Genomic DNA, 17,561 nt, shown 5'->3' on the forward strand with positions numbered 1-17,561 from the left:
CGGCCTCCTTCATAAACACAAAGTTATTCTTTAGTATAGGGAAAACTGAGCTGGATGCAGGTCCCTTTTCCCGGCGTGCTGGCAACATCCAGGGCGCAGTTGCCGCCGAATTGATGCTGCAGGCGACGGTAGATATTAACAATACCCAGGCCGCTGACCTGGCCCTTGCCGCTGCCACGCACCTGCAGGCCGAAAATGGCCTTCTGGACCTCAGGGGGGATGCCAACGCCGTCGTCCTTTATTTCTATATGCACCTGCTCTCCCACCCTGCGGCCGGAAAGGGTAATTGTGCCTCCGTCCTCCTTTGGCTCCAGACCGTGGATGACGGCGTTTTCCACCAGGGGCTGCAGGATCATGCAGGGCACCCGGGCGTCTAGCACATCATCCTCTACTAGCACCTGGCTCCGGACCCGGCCCGGAAAACGCGTCTCCTGGATAAAGAGATAGTCGCGCACGGCGGCTACCTCCTCGGCCAGGGTTACCGTTTCTTTGACCTGGTAGAGGCTGTAGCGCATGAGACGGGCCAGGGCGCGTACCATTTTTTCCGTAGTTGTCGCTCCCTCAAAGAGGGCCAGGCGGGCGATGGTATTTAAAGAATTAAATAGAAAATGAGGAGTAACCTGGGACTGGAGGGCCTTGAGTTCGGCCTCCTTAAGGGCCTGCTCCAGCTGGTGCTGTCTTTTCAGGAAATGGATAAAGCTGGCGCGCTGCTCTTCCAATTCTTTATTGACCAGTAAAACGGCATTGAGCTGCATGATCTGCCCGGACACAAAGGAGAGAAGACTGCAGACGGCTTCCAGATCCTTCAGGGAAAGCACCGGTACAGCTGCCTGCAACTGCTCCGGAGCAGGATCATCTTGCAACAGGCAGTGGCCGCAGAGGACGGCTCCCACCGTGCCGTCTTCACTTGCCAGGGGATAGGATATCTCCACCAGGCCGGCATGGCAGCGATATATAAAAGCTTCCTTAAAATTACCTGCCAGGGTGGTAACATCCACGTCTTTCACCGGGATTCCCTGGAGTAAATGGCAATGCCGGGAGCATTCCAGGAACCCCCCCAAGGGGGTTAAAGGACTGCCGGCGGCATCCACCATGACCAGATGCAGACCGATCATAGAGGTAAAGGCACGTTGCAGGTCTTCCAGGGAACCCTTTCCAAAAAATAAATCCAGGGTAGCCGGCGCCAGGACCGCCCGGCGCCTCTGGCCGGCGCCGATAAGGTCTTTTATCAACTGGACGGCAGCGGTAGCATCGGGAGCGTAGCCATCGGCCCCCATTTTAGCGGCAATAGTCTCATTGAGGGGCGTACCACCTACCACCACTTTAACCTTGCTCCGCCAGCCGGCCTCCTGCAAGGCTTCAATGGTTTCACCCATAGCTCTGCGGGTAGAAGAAAGGAGGGCCGACAAGCACAGGACGTCCGGCTGGTATTTAATCACCGCTTCAACAAAGGTACTGGGGGCAACATTGACGCCCAGGTCAATTACTTCAAACCCCGACGCCTCGAGCATTATCCCGAGTAAATTCTTACCAATATCGTGGATGTCCCCCTGGACGGTACCGATTATAGCCCGCCCCACCGGCTGCACCTGGCCGGTCACCATGAAAGGCTTGAGTTCCTTCATACCAGTGTGCATGGCCCGGGCGGTAATAATCAGTTCGGTGACATAAATCTCATTGCGTTCAAACCTTTCTCCCACCACATCCATGGCGGCCACAAAGCCGTCGGATATGATGCGGGCCGGGTCTACCCCCGCGGCCAGAGCCTTTTTAACTTCTTCCCGTACCTGGGCGGCGTTACCGTTGATTACAGCCTGGACTAAATTTTCCAGGGAAAAAGACATATTTTTCCTCCTAATAAAAACGACCGTAGCAGGTAATCTCCCTGCCTGCGGCCGTTTTATGCTGGGCTTAAGCTTTAATTTTCCCGGCGCGGGCGGCGGCAATGTACTCCAGGCAATATTCATCCTGGCCGGCCAGGGCCGTGGCTGCTTTCAAAAGGCCTATCAGGAGCGTATCCAGGGGATCGAGGATAAAGGCATCCATCCCCCTCGTTAAACACATAACCATAAAGGCCCGGTTTAACAACCGGCGCTCCGGCAGGCCGAAAGAAACGTTGGAAAGGCCGCAGATGGTATGAACCTTAGGGTACTTTTCCTTTAATGCCGCCACCGCCTCTAAAGCTTCCACACCGTACCGGCTGTTAACCCCCAGGGGCTTGATCAGGGGATCGAGGTAGATATCGTCTTCCGGTATCCCGGCCTCCAGGAGTCCCGGAACCAGTTTACCGGCTACCCGCAGGCGATCTTCTACCGATTCCGGCATGCCGCCGTCATCCATGCAGAGGGCGATGACCTTGGCTTTATATTTCTGCACCAGGGGCAGGACTTCCTGCCAGCGTTCCTTCTCCGCCGTGATAGAATTAATCATGGCCTGGCCTTTATGGACCGCAAGGCCGGCCGCCAGGGCTTCAGCGCTGGGACTGTCGATACATAAGGGTACATCAACGACTTCCTGGACGCTTGTGACCAGCCAGGTCATCACTTTGTCTTCTTCGCCGATGCTTGTCCCGCAGTTGACATCAATAATGTGGGCGCCGGCCTCAACCTGCTTCCTGGCCAGTTCCTGGATGTATTCCTTATTGCGTCCGGCAATGGCCTGGGCGACGGCTTTACGGCTGGAATTTATCAGTTCACCGACAACCAGCATCCCCCGGCCTCCCTACGAAGCCAGCAGCTGGCGGGCGAGATCAACGGCGGAAGCAGCGTCGGGCGCATAACCGTCGGCGCCGATTTCATCGGCAAATTTCTGGGTAACCGGGGCGCCGCCGACCATGATCTTGATCTTATCGCGGTAAGCTGCAAGGCCCTCGACAGTCTTTTTCATCTGCATCATGGTCGAGGTTAGCAGGGCCGAAATACCGACCAGTTGCGGCTTATGCTCTTCTACTGCCTGGATAAATTTTTCTACCGGCACATCGATACCAAGGTCAACTACCTTGAACCCGGCCCCTTCCATCATCATGATGACCAGGTTCTTGCCGATGTCGTGGAGGTCGCCTTTCACCGTTCCGATGACCAGCGTCCCTTTATCCTCCAGGGCGTCACCGGCGAGCAGGGGTTTGACCACGTCCATGCCGGCATGCATGGCCCGGGCCGCCACCAGGACCTCCGGCACGTAAACTTCATTGTTCTTGAACTTGACGCCGATAATATTCATGGCGGCAATGAGGCCTTCGTTGATTATGGTGGTGGGGGCAATGCCCTCATCCAGGGCCTTCTGGGTCAGTTCCCTGACCTTGTTGGCATTACCGGCCATCAGGGCTTCCTTGAGTTCCTCCAGGACTGCCATTTCGCCTTGCCTCCTTAAAATATTAATGTTGGCTCATTTTTAAGTTTATTTTAAGATTACTTACGCTACAAGGCTAAATTCTTGCCAAAGGTTTGCTTTCTTGCCCTGGAGGAAATTGCTTTTTTACACGGTAAGCTCGCGACGATACCTCGCCCGCCCGATGCTATATAAGTCATTTCCCCGGGAATCAACACCCACAATCACCGGGAATTCTTCAACTTCCAGGCAATAGATAGCCTCCGGCCCCAGGTCTTCGTAAGCAACGACGGTGGCCTTTTTAATGTGCCGGGCCAGGAGGACCCCCGCACCACCGGTGGCCAGGAAATAGACGGCGCAGGCTTCTTGCATGGCCCGGATTACTTCCGGGCTGCGGCCGCCCTTGCCGATCATCCCCCGCAGGCCCTTTTCCCTGATGAGCAGCGGTGCATAGGCGTCCATGCGCCCGCTGGTGGTGGGGCCGGCCGAGCCGATAACTTTGCCGGGCCGGGCCGGGCAGGGGCCGACGTAATAGATAATCTGGTCGCGAAGTTCCACGGGCAGTTCGCCGCCGGCCCGGAGGGTTTCAACCATACGCTTGTGGGCCGCATCCCGGCCGGTTAAAATGGTACCGCTGATTAAAACCTGGTCCCCGGCCCGTAAACTCCGGACCGTCGCCTCATCCAGGGGCGTCTTTATCCTGAGCACAGGCCCACCTCCTACAGGATTGCGGTGGCATGCCTGGCGGCATGGCACTGCAGGTTGACGGCGACAGGCAGAGATGCGATGTGGGTGGGGTAGATTTCAATATGGACATCCAGGGCTGTTACCCTTCCCCCCAGGCCCTGAGGGCCGATGCCGGTGGCGTTGATGGCCGCCAGCAGCTCTTCTTCCAGCTCGGCAACATGGTTTATTGGTTTAACAGCGTATTTCTAACTGTCTCCTTGAGGGCACTAATAGTCTACTACAAGCTGGAAAAGAAAAGGCTCGTGGCTATCGTAATAAGGCTAACTTTATTACCATCTCTTATCTCATTGCTGGCAACCTGCCAGGTCCTTTAAATTGTTACATCTAAGTGAGGAACCTACCTTGCTTCTTTCGTAGGAAGGTATAGGACGGACAGTTGTAACAGTCAAGGTTCTTGACTTCCTGTAACGGAGACTCATCTTTGATTGCTTGTAAGTAAGCGTATGCAGCTTCAACCTTGGCGTCAGGTCCACAGAGCAGGAAGGTAGTCGCACCCCTGTTACTACCGATACCACCAAAGGCTAATGGTAAGGCTTCTATACCAAAAAGATACCTGATAGCCTCAATCTCAGTTATGACTTTCCCGGGCAGTATAATGACATCATAAGGTTCGGCATCGCACCATTCCTTAGTGACCTTTTCTTCTTTTAGGGCTTCCAGTATATCATCAACTTTACCCGGCATGGTCTTGCTAACGAGCATAGGCACAATTGAACCAACACCTCGGGCAATATAGGGGAGGGCTGTACCGATTTCCCCGCCTTCCGGACCTCCGATTAAAACAGCAACCTTCCCAGACGAATCCATGACGTTACCGCCTTTGATAAAGATATCGCCTGGTCCCATTTTCTCCAGGTATTTAATCAGGCTCTCGCTAAAATCCAAGCTGTCTTCTTTTGAGTTAAGTTGAATCATCTGTCCATGGTCAAAAACAATAAGCCGGAATTGCTCTCCCGGACCAAGGAGGCAGGGCCCCATACTTGAGATGTAGCCGCAGGCATACCTACTGCGAGGGATTGAGTTGCCAGAAAGTTCCTCTACAATATACCCACAGGTAGTACCTAAAGAAAGGATTATATAGCCCTCACTGAATGCCTTTTGCACAGCAGGGAGCCTGGAGATAGACCTGGCGATCAAGCGCTTTGAAGCCTCTGGCTTGAGGGTTATAACTTTTCTCATGGCATGGCCTCCTGATCCTGTTGATAATAAAGATCAATCCTTTTCCTACCCGTACGCTTCCAGCATCGGTCCGTTCATGTTAATTACTTTTCTAGGTTCTAAAGGACGAAACATACCAACTTTGCTGGTCTGCAGCCCCAAGGCATATAATCCTTCCGCCATTTTTACAGCGCTGGCAACACCGTCTACCACGGGGACACCCAGAGATTGCCTTAACCGTTGAGAAAAACCGGCCATACCGGCACAACCAAGGCAAATAACTTCAGCGCCGTCCTCAGCGATGGCCTTGCGGCTTTCCCTTTCAAGAACATCCTCTACTTCCGCGGCTCCCAGCCGCTCCAGATCCAAAACGGCAAGCCCGGAACTCCTGACTGAGGCACAACGTGCTTCCAGGCCAAACACCCGCACCGCTTCTTCTAACATTGGTTGCCAACGGGGTGAAGTAGTTACAATACTAAAGCGATGGCCAAGTAAACATGCCGTAAGCAGTGAAGCTTCACAAATACCGATAACCGGTTTCGCAGTTAGTTCACGGGCGGCATTGATCGCTGGATGATTGCTATAGCAGGCAATGATAAAAGCGTCATATATCTCACGAGCCCCCATAATAATCTCAAGCACTCCAGGGGTGCTCACCATCTCGTCGACATGTCCTTCAATTGATACAGGACCAGTAGAGTTGGTGACTGCTTTGATCTCTGTCGTGGAAGACTTGCAAAGCAGGGCACTTTCTTCAATGGTCCTTGTCATCTGAGCATTGGTATTGGGGTTGATGAGCATTAATTTCACAATCGCCATTCCCTTTCCAGCCATCTATAGAGATGCTAAGGGGCCGTAAAGTTCAGGCCGCCTGTCAATCATGTAAAGACATTCGCGCCGGGCTTCCTTTATTTCATCCAGATCGATAGTAGCTATTAAGATGTCTTCCTTATCCATCGGCGCCTGGGCAACATAATGGCCCCGGGGTGCCAGGACTTTGCTTTTACCGATTAAGTGCAGGTTATCTTCATAACCTACCCGGTTGCAACCGGCCACAAAGAAAAGATTATCAGTTGCCCGGGCGATACAATTGTTTTCCCAAATATCCGCGTCCTCAATGCGCCAAGCGGAAATTACCAGCATGAGTTCAGCGCCTTTAAGAGCATATAGCCGTCCCACCTCTGGGAAACCTACATCATAGCAAATGCCCGGTGCAAAAAGACCATACTCAGTTTGGTAGATAGGGAAATTATTACCTTTAGCAAAATATATCCTTTCGCCACCCCAAAGGTGGGTTTTGGCATAAGAATCAATAACCTTACCTTCAGGGCTGATGAAAGCTGCCGAGTTATATACCACACCTGGTACACCGCGTTCCTCGACAAATCCCACCATAACGTAGACACCATTCTCTTTAGCTGCTGCGGCAAAGGCCGTAATAGAAGGGCCATTAATATTTTCCGCCAGCTGGATAAACCTGGGGCCAAGAATACTAGTGTTATACCCGGTAGTAAAGAGCTCTGGTAAAATTACTACTTGAGCCCCTTTAGCTGCAGCTGCCGCAATGAGTTTTACCCCTTTCTCGACGTTGGCTTTAACATTACCGATCTCGGTATCGGCCTGAATTAGCCCCAGGGTAACTTTCCTTGGCATATATTTCACCCACTTACCTTTTATCTTGCGGATTATCTCACTTTAGAACCTAAATAGTTCCCCCTGAAAAAGTAAACTTTTTGCATCACTTAAGGGGAAATGATATTTCTGGACTGTAGACCGGGTTAATCTCCAACTGCTTTACCCATCTTGTTATACCATTGTGCCAACTTGTGGAGATTATGGCCAAGATTCCATAACCGACCCAAGTGGTGGTACCCTCATATCCCCTGAAAAGGCTACGGCGTAATCCATATTTGCGCTTCAGAAGACTAATAGTAGCCTCCCCTCCAGCGCGCCAGCGTTGGAGACGTTTGAACCAGCTCTGCGATTGATATGCTTTACGAGCTTTGCTGATTTTACCTTTCCGGGGCAAGCTGACCTGCTTTACCCCAAGTTGATGGCAACCTTTTTCGTTCCCTGAACCCCCAAAACCTCTATCGGCAGCAAGGGCACGGGGTGGATGGTTGGAAGTCTTAATATGCTCCTCCACTGCGCCAAGGAGTAAGGTGTCATCCGCGGGGTTCCCCCGCAACACCTTATAGCCGGCGATGATCTTGTGTTCCGCTTCCTGTAACAGCACCTTGTAGCCGAACTCTACCGGGACATTGGCCTTACCCTTTATGATGGGCCGGGCGTCAGGGTCAAAGATACTTACCACCCGGTCGGGAAGATGCAAATTCCCCTCCTGGACGGCTGCCGTTTGGGTTACAATCTTTTCCGTGCGGCTGATAGTTTCTTCTAACATCTGGACCAGGGCAAGGGTTTTCCCTTTAACTTGATCCCCTTGTTGCTGGAGGGTATCCTTGGCCTCCCTGACAATACTGGCAGCTTCGGTAATAACCTTCCGGGTGGTTTTAAGAATGGCGCCTGTAATTTCCCGGACTTCTTGATAGACTTCGTTACTGCGGCGTTTCAATACTTTATTGATCTCATAGATGCGTTTTTTAATAGAGCGTTGCCGGTTATGAAATGCATCTGCTATGGCTAGACCTGTTTCCTTGATCTTTTTCACGGTACGGGTGATAACCCGTACTCCATCGGCTAGAAGGCTGGCATCCGTAGGATGATGAATGTTGGCTTCGACTACAATGGTATCTACCTGGAGCTTCTTTCCCCGGATAATCTTTTTCTCCCGGGTTTCCTGAAGGAGGGCTTTATTGATTTCTTCTACCACTCCGGGGCCACAGCGTTTGGTGAGTTTAATCAAAGTTGTAGCATGGGGTGCCTTTTGGGTTAAGGGGATACGGCAGAAACGCCGCCACTTAATACTGTCATTTACCTCCTGGACTAAAACTTCATAGCCCAGGCCATAGCGGTGCTTCAGGTACATCAGGCGCAGGTAGGTTTACATAGGGATAGTTGGCCTGCCAAGGCGCGCCTCAAACCGGCTGATGAATGGAGCCATAAACCTATCGTCATCCAGGAGTTCATCCACCTTGGCCAGTTCTGGGTTTAGTTCTATCACCTCAGCTGGCAACAGGGCATCCCACAGGGTGAGTTGCGGATCTTTTAGCCTTAACATGTGCTCACCCCGCAGGAAATGGAGGCGATGTGGCGAATAATTATCATGGGAGTTCCTCCTTCTGGGTTTTCTTGTTTTCTCGTACTTACAAGATTCGATCCAGAGGATGGTAACTCCTTCTGTTTTGTTAAAAAACTATTCGGTTTCCTGAGACGCTAAAACTTTTATCCCTGGACTTTTTCAGGGGGAACTAAATAGCCTTTTTATAATTAAATTTACCGGCATGTTTCTTTTCGATCTCAGCAAAAGCTTCGTCGATAGTTAAAAAGGGTTTTTCAAATCCCAATTTCTTTCCTATTAAAGTAATCTGTGGCGGGTTAAGGTGGGTTTCCCGGAGTACGTCAAAATTAGACATAACTGTTGCCGTTGGACCGTCAATGATAATGCGGCCCTGGGTCATGACAATAACCCGGTGACAATATTCAGCCACTATATCCATATCATGGGTGACCATAATAATCGTGCGACCGGTTAAATGAATTTGTCTAACTATCTCCATAATTTGTCTTGCCTGGTTGTAATCCTGACCGGTTGTGGGTTCATCAATTACCAGGATCTCCGGTTTGGTGGCTAAGACAGATGCCAAGGCTAAACGCTGGCGCTGCCCTTTACTCAGGGAATAAGGATGGCGATCCTTAAAAGATAAAAGATCGACAGCTTCCAGGGAAGAGGTGATGGCCTCTTCCAATTCTTGGCCTTTCAGGCCAATATTTTTAGGGCCAAAGGCCACCTCTTCCCAGACCGAATCGCAAAAAATTTGATGATCGGGGTTTTGAAAGACGTGGCCAACTTTACGAGCCAATACGGCTATTTTTGTCCTGGCAGCGTCCATACCATCAACCAGGACTTGTCCTGAAGTAGCCCGTAGTAATCCGTTAAAATGCTTGCATAATGTTGTTTTACCAGCGCCATTTTGGCCGATAATAGCTAAAAACTCGCCTTTCTCGATGGTTAGGGAAACCCCTTTAAGAGCTTCTACCCCACCCGGATAAACATGGCGTAAGTCCTTGACTTCAATCATCCTTAATCATTCCCTTCGGCTAAAGAAGCTTCCCACTTCTGGTAACTGGTTATAAATTCCTCTACCGAAATGGGTACAGGATCCATTTTTGCTCCAAACCTTTGAAATAACTTATAAGATAAGGCCGTTACGCTCGGGATAAAGAAGTCTATCTTCTCGCCTTTAAGGTATTGATCCCGGTATTCAGCAAAAAATTGATGGGGTTCCCGATCGCTTAAAATTTGTCCATCACGCATATAAATAATCCTGTCGGCAATGGGGGCTATTAACTCTACCTTTTGATCAACCAGAATGATTGTTACACCTTGTTGATTAAGCTTATTGAGTACTGCATAAACTTCTTCGCTGCCCATGGGGTCCAATTCAGAGGTGGGTTCATCTAAAACAAGAATTTCGGGTCCCATGGCTAACGAACAAGCAATGGCTACCCGCTGTTTTTGCCCCCCGGAAAGGGCACTGGGGGAACGATCTTTATAATTTTGCATACCTACTACCTCAAGAGCCCAGTCGACTCGTTTGATAATCTCTTCTGGGGGAAATTTAAAGTTTTCAAGGCCAAAAGCAACGTCGCTAAAAACCGATAAGCTAAAAAGTTGAGCCTCCGGATCCTGTAATACTACTCCCACCTGCTTACAGAGATCGGCAATATGGGCTTTCTTGCTAGAAACACCCTTAACAAAAACTTCACCTGACATGTCACCGTTTACCAGGTGCGGTATCGCACCACAAAGGGCTAGGGAGAGAGTTGTTTTGCCGGCACCGGAAGGACCAGTGATGCAAATAAATTCCCCTTTTTTTATCGTAAGGTTAATCCCCTTTAGCACCGGTTCAGTTGTCATTGGATATACAAACTGTAGATCTTTAGTTTCAATAACAATTTCTTGCGTCAAACATTACACCTCCCGCGCGTTTAACAGCAATTTAGATGCGCCCGGTTACTCGAGCGATTATCATAACAATAGTCAATCCGACACTGAAAAAACATACAATATAGTCGGCAGGTCTAAATTCAACTTTACGTAAAAAAGTCCGTCCATATTTAGAAGCCGTGCTTAAGCCCCGCATTTCTAAGGCAATGGCTATATCCCCAGATTTACGGAAAGCACTCATTGTCAGGGGTAACAAAAGGGAAGGTAGGGCTATAACTTTAGACACAATACCATATTTATTTATATCAAGGCCCCGTGAAGCCTGGGCTTCATTGATTTTAGCAAACTCCTCAAAAAAGAGCGGTAAAAACCTGAGAGCAAAACCCAGCATATAAGCGTAACGGAAGGGCATGCCCCATTTTACAACTGCCGCCGTAATATCAGTGGGATGGGTTGTCATCATCAAAAGCGCGAACGACACTGCCAGGGTTAAGGCTCTTAAAGAAATTTGTAGGCCTTTAAAAAATCCTTGCGACGTTACAGCTAGAGGACCTATATTGAAAAGCAAAGAGCCTCCTGGAAATGAAATAATCTGGATAACAGTGATAAAAATGAAAAACGGCACTAAAAGTGAAATTAGACCATAGTAGTCAAGAGGGGTGATTTTGCCCACCATACCATAGAGAACCAGTACTAAAAATAATGCTCCCAGGGCCCACACATCAGTTAAAACCAGAGAAAGAATTACGGCGCATAAGGTCACAATAATTTTATTGCGGGGATCCAGCCGATGAATGGGGCTTTTCATCAGGCTGTATTCATATAGCATTTTCATGGGTTTGCCTCCTAATCAGCGGGTGGGAGTAAATTCTCTCCCACCCGCATTCTTCTAATAGTTACGCTGCCAACCTTGACCTCCTAAGTGCAATGGAAACCTTCCGGGCGATAAAGGCTGGAATAATAGCGCCTACCGCGAAGGTTAAAACAACCATAAAGGCAATCACCTTAGGCGGCATATTGAAATAAAGTAATTGGACGGGGAACATGACCATGGAATTCAACAATGTCCCGCCTGCACATATCAAAATCGTTTCCCAAAGGGACAGGTCCTCGGTTTTTTTACCGATAATATACATTACCGCGCGGGCACCAGTTACCTGAGCAAAGTTGGTAACAAACCATAAGGGGGCCAAGGGACCTGTGGCTGTTGCTACAGCAACGATGGGGTTGATTTCTTCAGCCAAAATACCACCAACCCAACCGAAGGTCAACACGCCTATTAAACCCATGGTATTAGCAACGATGATTCCGAATACCGGGAAAGCGCCGGCAAAAGCAATGGTATCAATTCTCTCGGCAACCTGCTCTAAAGCCGCCATTAAAACACCCAGCAACACACCGGTAACAATGGCTCTGGTACTGACATCCCCTACAAAGGACATTCTCTTTTGCGGAACTTCTTGCGTCTTCAACGTAACTTCTGGCATTTTTAACCCCCCTCTTATTTTTTTATTTTTTAACGGCTCAGCAAATAACCTACGACCCTCCTTTCATTAGCTGAAGCCGGTTAAAAAATCAATTTTCAAATGACCCAAGTACAATATGTTGTTTCAACATAATTCATAATTTATTTTTTCTTGGGTGTCTCTTGGGTCAATTCTCTAAATGGATGGTCTTAATGGACTAATAAAGGCACCATATCCCGGTTTGGCCTTTAATTGACCCCTGGCATATACTGTTTGGCCCCGGACCAAAGTTTGTTCAATAATTCCTTTGCCGCGCATTCCTGCAAAAGCTGATATCTTGTTTTTATAAAAAAGTTCATCAGGTGTAATTTCCCAAGAGTAATGAGGATCAACGATAACCAAATCTGCGTCAGCGCCCGGATATAAATTTCCTTTTCTGGGATATAACCCAAAGGTTATGGCTGGATTATATGAAAATACGGTTGCCAGGCACTCTGGTTTGAGGTTGCGCTTATGAACCATTTCATTAAACATAATTTGAAAGGTTGTCTGCACTCCACTAATACCTCCCCAGGCTTGCCAAATATTGCTGGCACCTATTTCTTTTTCTTCTAAGGTGCATGGGGAATGATCTGAGGCTATACAACTGATAGTACCATTAACAAGATAGCTCCACAAATTCGCAACATCCTGTCTTGAGCGTAAGGGCGGGGCGCATTTTAATAGGGGCCCCTTTTCCTTTAAGCTTTCAGCGCTAAAAACGAGGTAATGAGGACAGGTTTCAGCAGTGACCGGCAAGCCACTATCCTGGGCCTGCTTAATCCTGGCCGCTACCTCTGGATGGCTGACATGGCATATATGGACCCTAGCTCCAGTCTCCTCCATCAGCCTTAGGACGCTTTCAACAGCTAAAAGTTCAGCTGCAGGTGGCCGCGAGGCGAGAAAATCTTCAACATTACATCTATTTTCCTTTTGCGCTTTTTGTTCTTCATGGGTAAGAATTGAAGCATCCTCGCAGTGAATACCGATTATAATTCCTATTTGCGCTGCTGACTTTAAGGCCTCCCTGAGCAAACCGATAGTAACCATGGAATATTCGGGCGTGGTAGGACTCAAAAAAGCCTTGAGGGCCACTACGCCTTTTTGGTATAACCCTTCCATTTCTTCGATATTATTATCTACCAGCCCCCCCCACAAAGCATAATCAACCACTGACCTATCTTTTAGGTGGGCGATTTTAGCATCAAAGGCTGCAGCAGTTGTTACCGGAGGGATATTTTGCAGGGGCATGTCAATAACTGTAGTCACCCCGCCAGCAGCAGCACTCTGGCTCCCATGAATAAAATCCTCACGCCATTCAAACCCGGGATCATTAAAGTGGATATGACAATCTATCATTCCGGGAAAAACTAATTTTCCCGATGCATCAATTACCTCTCCAGCCTGTAGCTTTTCAGAGTCCATGGCAACCGCAACAATCTTACCTTCACGAACAGCGATAGTTCCCAAAAATGAACCGGTAGGGTTTACTAGAAGGCCACCCTTAACGACTAAATCATACATAATAATTAAGTTACAAGCTCCTTTCCTTTGCCATAATTTAATCCATATTCAATAATCTTGGCTGTTATACACTCCTCCCGTGAAACCCCTCAACCTTTGCAGGTCAGCTATTAGCACCTTCCTACTTCGGTTCTCAGCAGAGAGAATTCTACTAGCAACTTCGTTTACCTTTGCCTTCTATTCCAAATTGCTGGCTTAGTTTTTATCTCTATTTACTAAATATAACTAAGAAGCATGAGGCTTTCCTGCCCTTAAAGTTTGTAGTTTTAATTGCTAGCTCGGCTTGCGCTTTCTAAATCATTTGAAAGTAACTTAAGAACTTTAAAACCTACCTGCAATTCCAGACGTGTATTATTACAGCCAAGATCCAACCCTGTTATTTCGTGGATACGCTCGATCCGGTAGCGCATTGTTTTATAATGGACAAAAAGTCTTTCGGCAGCAACTTTTAGGTTGCCATTTGCCTCAAGGTAGGTTTCCAGGGATTTAGTTAAATCGGTGTGGTGGTTTTGATCATATTGCAGCAACTGTTTGATGGGAAAAGGGATAAAGGTTGCCAGCACCTTCCTGTCAGGGACCTGGCATAAAAGCCGAAAAAGGCCGAGTTCAGAATAGGCTGTCATACTGCCCGGACCGTTAACCATGCGCCCGAAACGGAGGGCCTCCCGGGCTTCATTATAACTTGAAGCCAGGCCGGTAATATCCTTGGCTAGCCCGCCTATACCGATAGAAAAAGTAATTTCCTTTAAATAACGCTTGGCTTCTAACCGTAAAGCCTCGCCCAGGGCCTTAACTTCTGCCAGGGCCTTATCGGCCCCGGTACTGTTTACGGGGTAGAGGGCAATAACTGTATCGCTTTTGCTGCCGACAATAATTTTCTGGTTATGGGTCCTGAAAATTTGGGCTATAGCATCAAGAAACTTTTCTTTGACTTTTTGGGCAAACCGTTCACCCTTATTTTTATTCCTTAAAATATATTCTTCGAAGGAATCGATATTGGCTACGATAACCATAAATGGCCCAGCCAAATGCCATCCCAAAAAACTGGCACGATTATATACCGTTTCTTCACTTTCAATATTTCCTTCAAGCAAGTCCATTAAAAAATCATTTTGAAACTTGCGCTCGATCTCTTCCACCGCCCGCCTCTTGGTCAACTCCAGAGCGACCACGGTGGCAGCATGTTCCAAGGCGATAAAATCTCGTTCATGCATCACCTTGCCGGTTTCCCAGACGCAAAGGTACCCATAAGTTTCTTCCTGGATTAAAATTGGAACTACGACTTCGGTACAGTCGACCTCGCCATCGGCCCCTAATAAACATAAAGGTTGCCGGTAATAATTCAATTCTTTATTTAAAGGCTGCTGCTCCCCTTCTGCCTCGTTTCCATCCTTCTCCCTGTAACCCTGGCAGGTTTGAACCATAACTTGACCGTTACGGTCTTTGATGACTACCGGATTGTCTACCAGACCTGCCAGGGCAAAAGCTAACTGCTCCAAAGTTCCTCCCCTTAAAGCTAAGCTGGTGAAATGTCTGTGGACTTCATCCGAGTACTTTAACCTGGCAGCTTGCTGGTTAACTATCTCCGATAGTACACTGGTAATTATATCTACATAGCTGACCTCCATGGGCAGTTCAATAATTGGCAAACCAAGGCTGTCGGCCAATTCCAGCATAGGTTCCGGAATGACCCCGACAAAACGCCGGGTCTTGATAGCCAGGCCGGCGGCACCCCGGCTTACCAGCTCTCGCACTAGATTCTCCTGGGCCACCTGGTCGCTGCGGATGGGGTAAAGGCTGGTTAGAACTAATTCCCCGCCTTTTAACCACTGGACTATATCTGGCGCTTCCATGATAGTTACGCCTTGAATATTGCGGTCTAGGTGCTGTAACCCAGCTACAGCACGGGCGCCAGCAAAACATTTAAGCCGCAATGCCGCATCAACTGTCATGCCCATAACGCTGCCCCTCAAAGTAAAATGACCTTTAGATATATTCATGATTTATTCTACACAGGCAGAAGATTATCCTTCTTAGATAAACATATAAGGTGCCCCATTCCTTAAAAACTGCATGCGTATATCTACCTATTTAGAAATTAACGATAAAACCGGCAACTAGCCCTTACCGCACACCAGCTTTGTACAAACTTCCAGAGCTATATATCTAATGTATTTTCTGATGTAATAATGGGTATGTCCACAAGGAAAAATCAAAAAGCCCATCGAGTAGCTTCGCCTACAAGATGGGCTCATCAAAGCTTCCAAGACACGGGCTATAATACAATATCAAACCTTATCCCCAAATCGCGAATCTGTACATCCCCATCGTATAGTGGTGCAATTGATTCGTCAGTAGTCGCTTTTCGGGTAGCCAGGACATAGCCAAAGGTTTCTTCCAAGGGAAAAATAGTACCGTGCCAGACACCACGGTGCAACACAATTGCGTTATAACTCTCTAAAAGAAATGCTTTTACTAAATCCGGCGCCGGGATAGCCTCGGGATCGGTGCAATCTGTCGCTGGTGCGACAGTGATAATTGCCGGTCCGCCAAAAAGGGGGAAGAAGCCCTGGGTTACCTTCAGGTGGCGTTCCATGGTTGAAAAAGTAAATTCTCTCCGCTTTAATATAGCATAAACAAATTCCGGTTTACCATCATCAACCTCAAAAGGTACCCTGTCAACAAACTGGGGAGGATCAGCTTTAAAGGGTGGAACGCCGGGGTCACGTAACAGTACATAACCATAAGGCTGAAATGCTTCCTTGGTCAGACGCTCGACTCTTAAGATGCGACCCATTAATTAACTATCCTCCTTTTTCCAGCTGAAAGCCTAACCCTCGGCTCTATAAGTCTACATCCCTGTTGCAATCTTTACTATAGATATAAGTAGTATTGCTCCTGCCCGCGGCATAATAGGCCTGCGGAACATAGGGGCCGAAGTAGATGAAGTCATCTTTCTTCACCGGTACCCATACATCGTCTATCAGATAAACCCCTTCACCCTGCAAAAAATATATGCCATGTTCCTGAACATGGGTTTCCACAAAGGAATGGCAGGCCCCGGGGTAGAAGGTAAGGGTATGGAAATTGAAATCAAACCCCAATTCATTGGGTAATAAATTTTTAATTCTCACATTTTCCATGCCATCATAAATTTCCTCTTGAATATCATTTAAATTGCCAACGATTACCTTGGCCTCGAAACCTTCTAATTTGCGGTATCGTTGCTTGTAAAGCAATAAACTCCAAGGTTCGCTTGTGTTATTATGCAAACCTACTGGTGTCGAAGCCGGGGCAAAGGCAAAACCATCCTTGCCGATTGAGTAATCTTTCCCGCCAATATTCACTATTCCTTCACCGCTCAAACAATAAATAAACGTTTCGATACCTTCACCGTAAAATTCATGGGTTGTACCTCCACCAGGCATCACTTCTACAGTATAAAACGCAAATTTTGCTCCCAAATCTGGTGAACAGAGAATGCTGGCCCGGCAATTGGCCAGGTTAGGTATAACGTTATTTACTCGCCCCTCAGGAGGTATCAAAGCGCACTTACCCGGTTTAATAATGGCCCGGGTAGAGAGAAGGTCCTTTGGATAGCCCATATACTCCAGGTCCCCCTTCAATATTATTGGTTTTGAGTGATAATTTCTAGCCTCACCACTCAATACCTTTGCCCACCGTAGATAATTTCACCCGCCCATCTTGCCTCAAGTTTGCCATAGTTAACCCCTCGCCATACTAAAGTCTAAAATATTTGGAAGTATTGTTGGTAAAGACATCATCTCTACCCCTTAGCCGGTCCATGGCTCTTACATTGCCACAAAAATGATAGAAAAACCATTATGTCCTGGAAATCAGGTTGCCCAGATTTAATTGCTTGTTTTGCCAAAAACCCGTTAGCTCGTTAGCTACCGATATATTTTAGCCAAGAGAGATAATTGAAGACGATTTTATTAGAACAATTGACTAAAGGAAATAACTTAAAGAAAAAGAATCCTTCAAACGTAGAAATAGTCGCAGCTAGAAAGGAGGCGATTTGGGCCAGGCAATAATTAATTAACAAGGAGGGCTGTATTTTTTCGGTCTAGCCGGGTGCTGCTGCCCAATGGCCTGGCGACTGGTAAATTATTGCAAGTTAAAAAGGTTGATGAACTTATTTTGCTGAGTAATTAGTGCGGTGAACACGAATTTAACAAAACCTGGTTAAAAGCTAAAGGAATAGGATAGCT

General features: G+C 48.0%; 16 protein-coding genes and 2 pseudogenes. 1 reads left to right on the forward strand and 17 read right to left on the reverse strand.

Features of this window, described 5'->3' with window-relative positions; translation table 11 throughout:
* Positions 1-23: 23 nt before the first annotated feature.
* From NWF31_RS00625 to NWF31_RS00645, 5 genes and pseudogenes are all read right to left on the reverse strand, one after another.
* Positions 24-1,844 (reverse strand): histidine kinase, encoded by a 1,821-nt coding sequence (locus NWF31_RS00625; protein WP_258358564.1) that lies wholly within the window; start codon positions 1,842-1,844, stop codon positions 24-26.
* Positions 1,845-1,911: 67 nt separating this feature from the next.
* Entirely contained in the window at positions 1,912-2,709 is a 798-nt protein-coding gene (locus tag NWF31_RS00630) for a methyltetrahydrofolate cobalamin methyltransferase (RefSeq protein WP_258358565.1), read from the reverse strand.
* Between the two features lie 12 nt (positions 2,710-2,721).
* Positions 2,722-3,351, reverse strand: coding sequence for a corrinoid protein (locus tag NWF31_RS00635; protein ID WP_258358566.1), 630 nt, complete (start codon positions 3,349-3,351; stop codon positions 2,722-2,724).
* 123 nt (positions 3,352-3,474) lie between these two features.
* Positions 3,475-4,035, reverse strand: a complete 561-nt coding sequence (locus NWF31_RS00640) for a Fe-S-containing hydro-lyase (RefSeq protein ID WP_258358567.1) — start codon at positions 4,033-4,035, stop codon at positions 3,475-3,477.
* 11 nt (positions 4,036-4,046) lie between these two features.
* Positions 4,047-4,232 (reverse strand): annotated as a pseudogene (locus NWF31_RS00645) (fumarate hydratase); the annotation flags it as partial.
* 23 nt (positions 4,233-4,255) lie between these two features.
* Between NWF31_RS00645 and NWF31_RS00650 the strand changes: the two are divergent.
* Positions 4,256-4,402: a transposase gene (locus NWF31_RS00650; protein WP_422880230.1), complete on the forward strand. Its 147-nt coding sequence runs from the start codon at positions 4,256-4,258 to the stop codon at positions 4,400-4,402.
* On the opposite strand, the gene NWF31_RS00655 is transcribed toward NWF31_RS00650, so the two are convergent.
* The 12 genes and pseudogenes from NWF31_RS00655 to allE all read right to left on the reverse strand — a co-directional run bounded on the left by NWF31_RS00655 (position 4,399) and on the right by allE (position 16,934).
* The gene (locus NWF31_RS00655) at positions 4,399-5,253 is read right to left on the reverse strand and encodes a hypothetical protein (protein ID WP_258358568.1); all 855 of its coding nucleotides are present in this window, start codon (positions 5,251-5,253) and stop codon (positions 4,399-4,401) included. The two genes, NWF31_RS00650 and NWF31_RS00655, sit on opposite strands and share 4 nt — an antisense overlap.
* Positions 5,254-5,298: 45 nt before the next feature.
* Positions 5,299-6,051, reverse strand: coding sequence for an aspartate/glutamate racemase family protein (locus NWF31_RS00660; RefSeq protein ID WP_258358569.1), 753 nt, complete (start codon positions 6,049-6,051; stop codon positions 5,299-5,301).
* 15 nt (positions 6,052-6,066) lie between these two features.
* Positions 6,067-6,885 (reverse strand): nitrilase-related carbon-nitrogen hydrolase, encoded by an 819-nt coding sequence (locus tag NWF31_RS00665; protein WP_258358570.1) that lies wholly within the window; start codon positions 6,883-6,885, stop codon positions 6,067-6,069.
* 125 nt (positions 6,886-7,010) lie between these two features.
* Positions 7,011-8,410 (reverse strand): annotated as a pseudogene (locus tag NWF31_RS00670) (ISNCY family transposase).
* 190 nt (positions 8,411-8,600) lie between these two features.
* Entirely contained in the window at positions 8,601-9,431 is an 831-nt protein-coding gene (locus tag NWF31_RS00675) for an energy-coupling factor ABC transporter ATP-binding protein (RefSeq protein WP_258358571.1), read from the reverse strand.
* 2 nt (positions 9,432-9,433) lie between these two features.
* On the reverse strand, positions 9,434-10,321 hold the full coding sequence (locus NWF31_RS00680; protein ID WP_258358572.1) for an energy-coupling factor ABC transporter ATP-binding protein: 888 nt from the start codon (positions 10,319-10,321) through the stop codon (positions 9,434-9,436).
* A gap of 31 nt (positions 10,322-10,352) precedes the next feature.
* Positions 10,353-11,135, reverse strand: a complete 783-nt coding sequence (locus tag NWF31_RS00685) for an energy-coupling factor transporter transmembrane component T family protein (RefSeq protein WP_258358573.1) — start codon at positions 11,133-11,135, stop codon at positions 10,353-10,355.
* Positions 11,136-11,196: 61 nt separating this feature from the next.
* Entirely contained in the window at positions 11,197-11,787 is a 591-nt protein-coding gene (locus tag NWF31_RS00690) for a hypothetical protein (protein ID WP_258358574.1), read from the reverse strand.
* 174 nt (positions 11,788-11,961) lie between these two features.
* Complete coding sequence (allB, locus tag NWF31_RS00695; protein WP_258358575.1) at positions 11,962-13,329, reverse strand: allantoinase AllB; 1,368 nt, start codon at positions 13,327-13,329, stop codon at positions 11,962-11,964.
* A 266-nt stretch (positions 13,330-13,595) separates the two neighbouring features.
* Entirely contained in the window at positions 13,596-15,287 is a 1,692-nt protein-coding gene (locus NWF31_RS00700; protein ID WP_258358576.1) for a PucR family transcriptional regulator, read from the reverse strand.
* Positions 15,288-15,604: 317 nt separating this feature from the next.
* Positions 15,605-16,126: an ureidoglycolate lyase gene (locus NWF31_RS00705; RefSeq protein ID WP_258358577.1), complete on the reverse strand. Its 522-nt coding sequence runs from the start codon at positions 16,124-16,126 to the stop codon at positions 15,605-15,607.
* A 46-nt stretch (positions 16,127-16,172) separates the two neighbouring features.
* Entirely contained in the window at positions 16,173-16,934 is a 762-nt protein-coding gene (gene allE / locus NWF31_RS00710; protein WP_258358578.1) for a (S)-ureidoglycine aminohydrolase, read from the reverse strand.
* Between the last annotated feature and the right edge of the window lie 627 nt (positions 16,935-17,561).

Origin of the sequence: Neomoorella sulfitireducens, from assembly GCF_024733845.1 — a bacterium.
Classification (GTDB): Bacteria; Bacillota; DSM-521; order Neomoorellales; family Neomoorellaceae; genus Neomoorella; species Neomoorella sulfitireducens.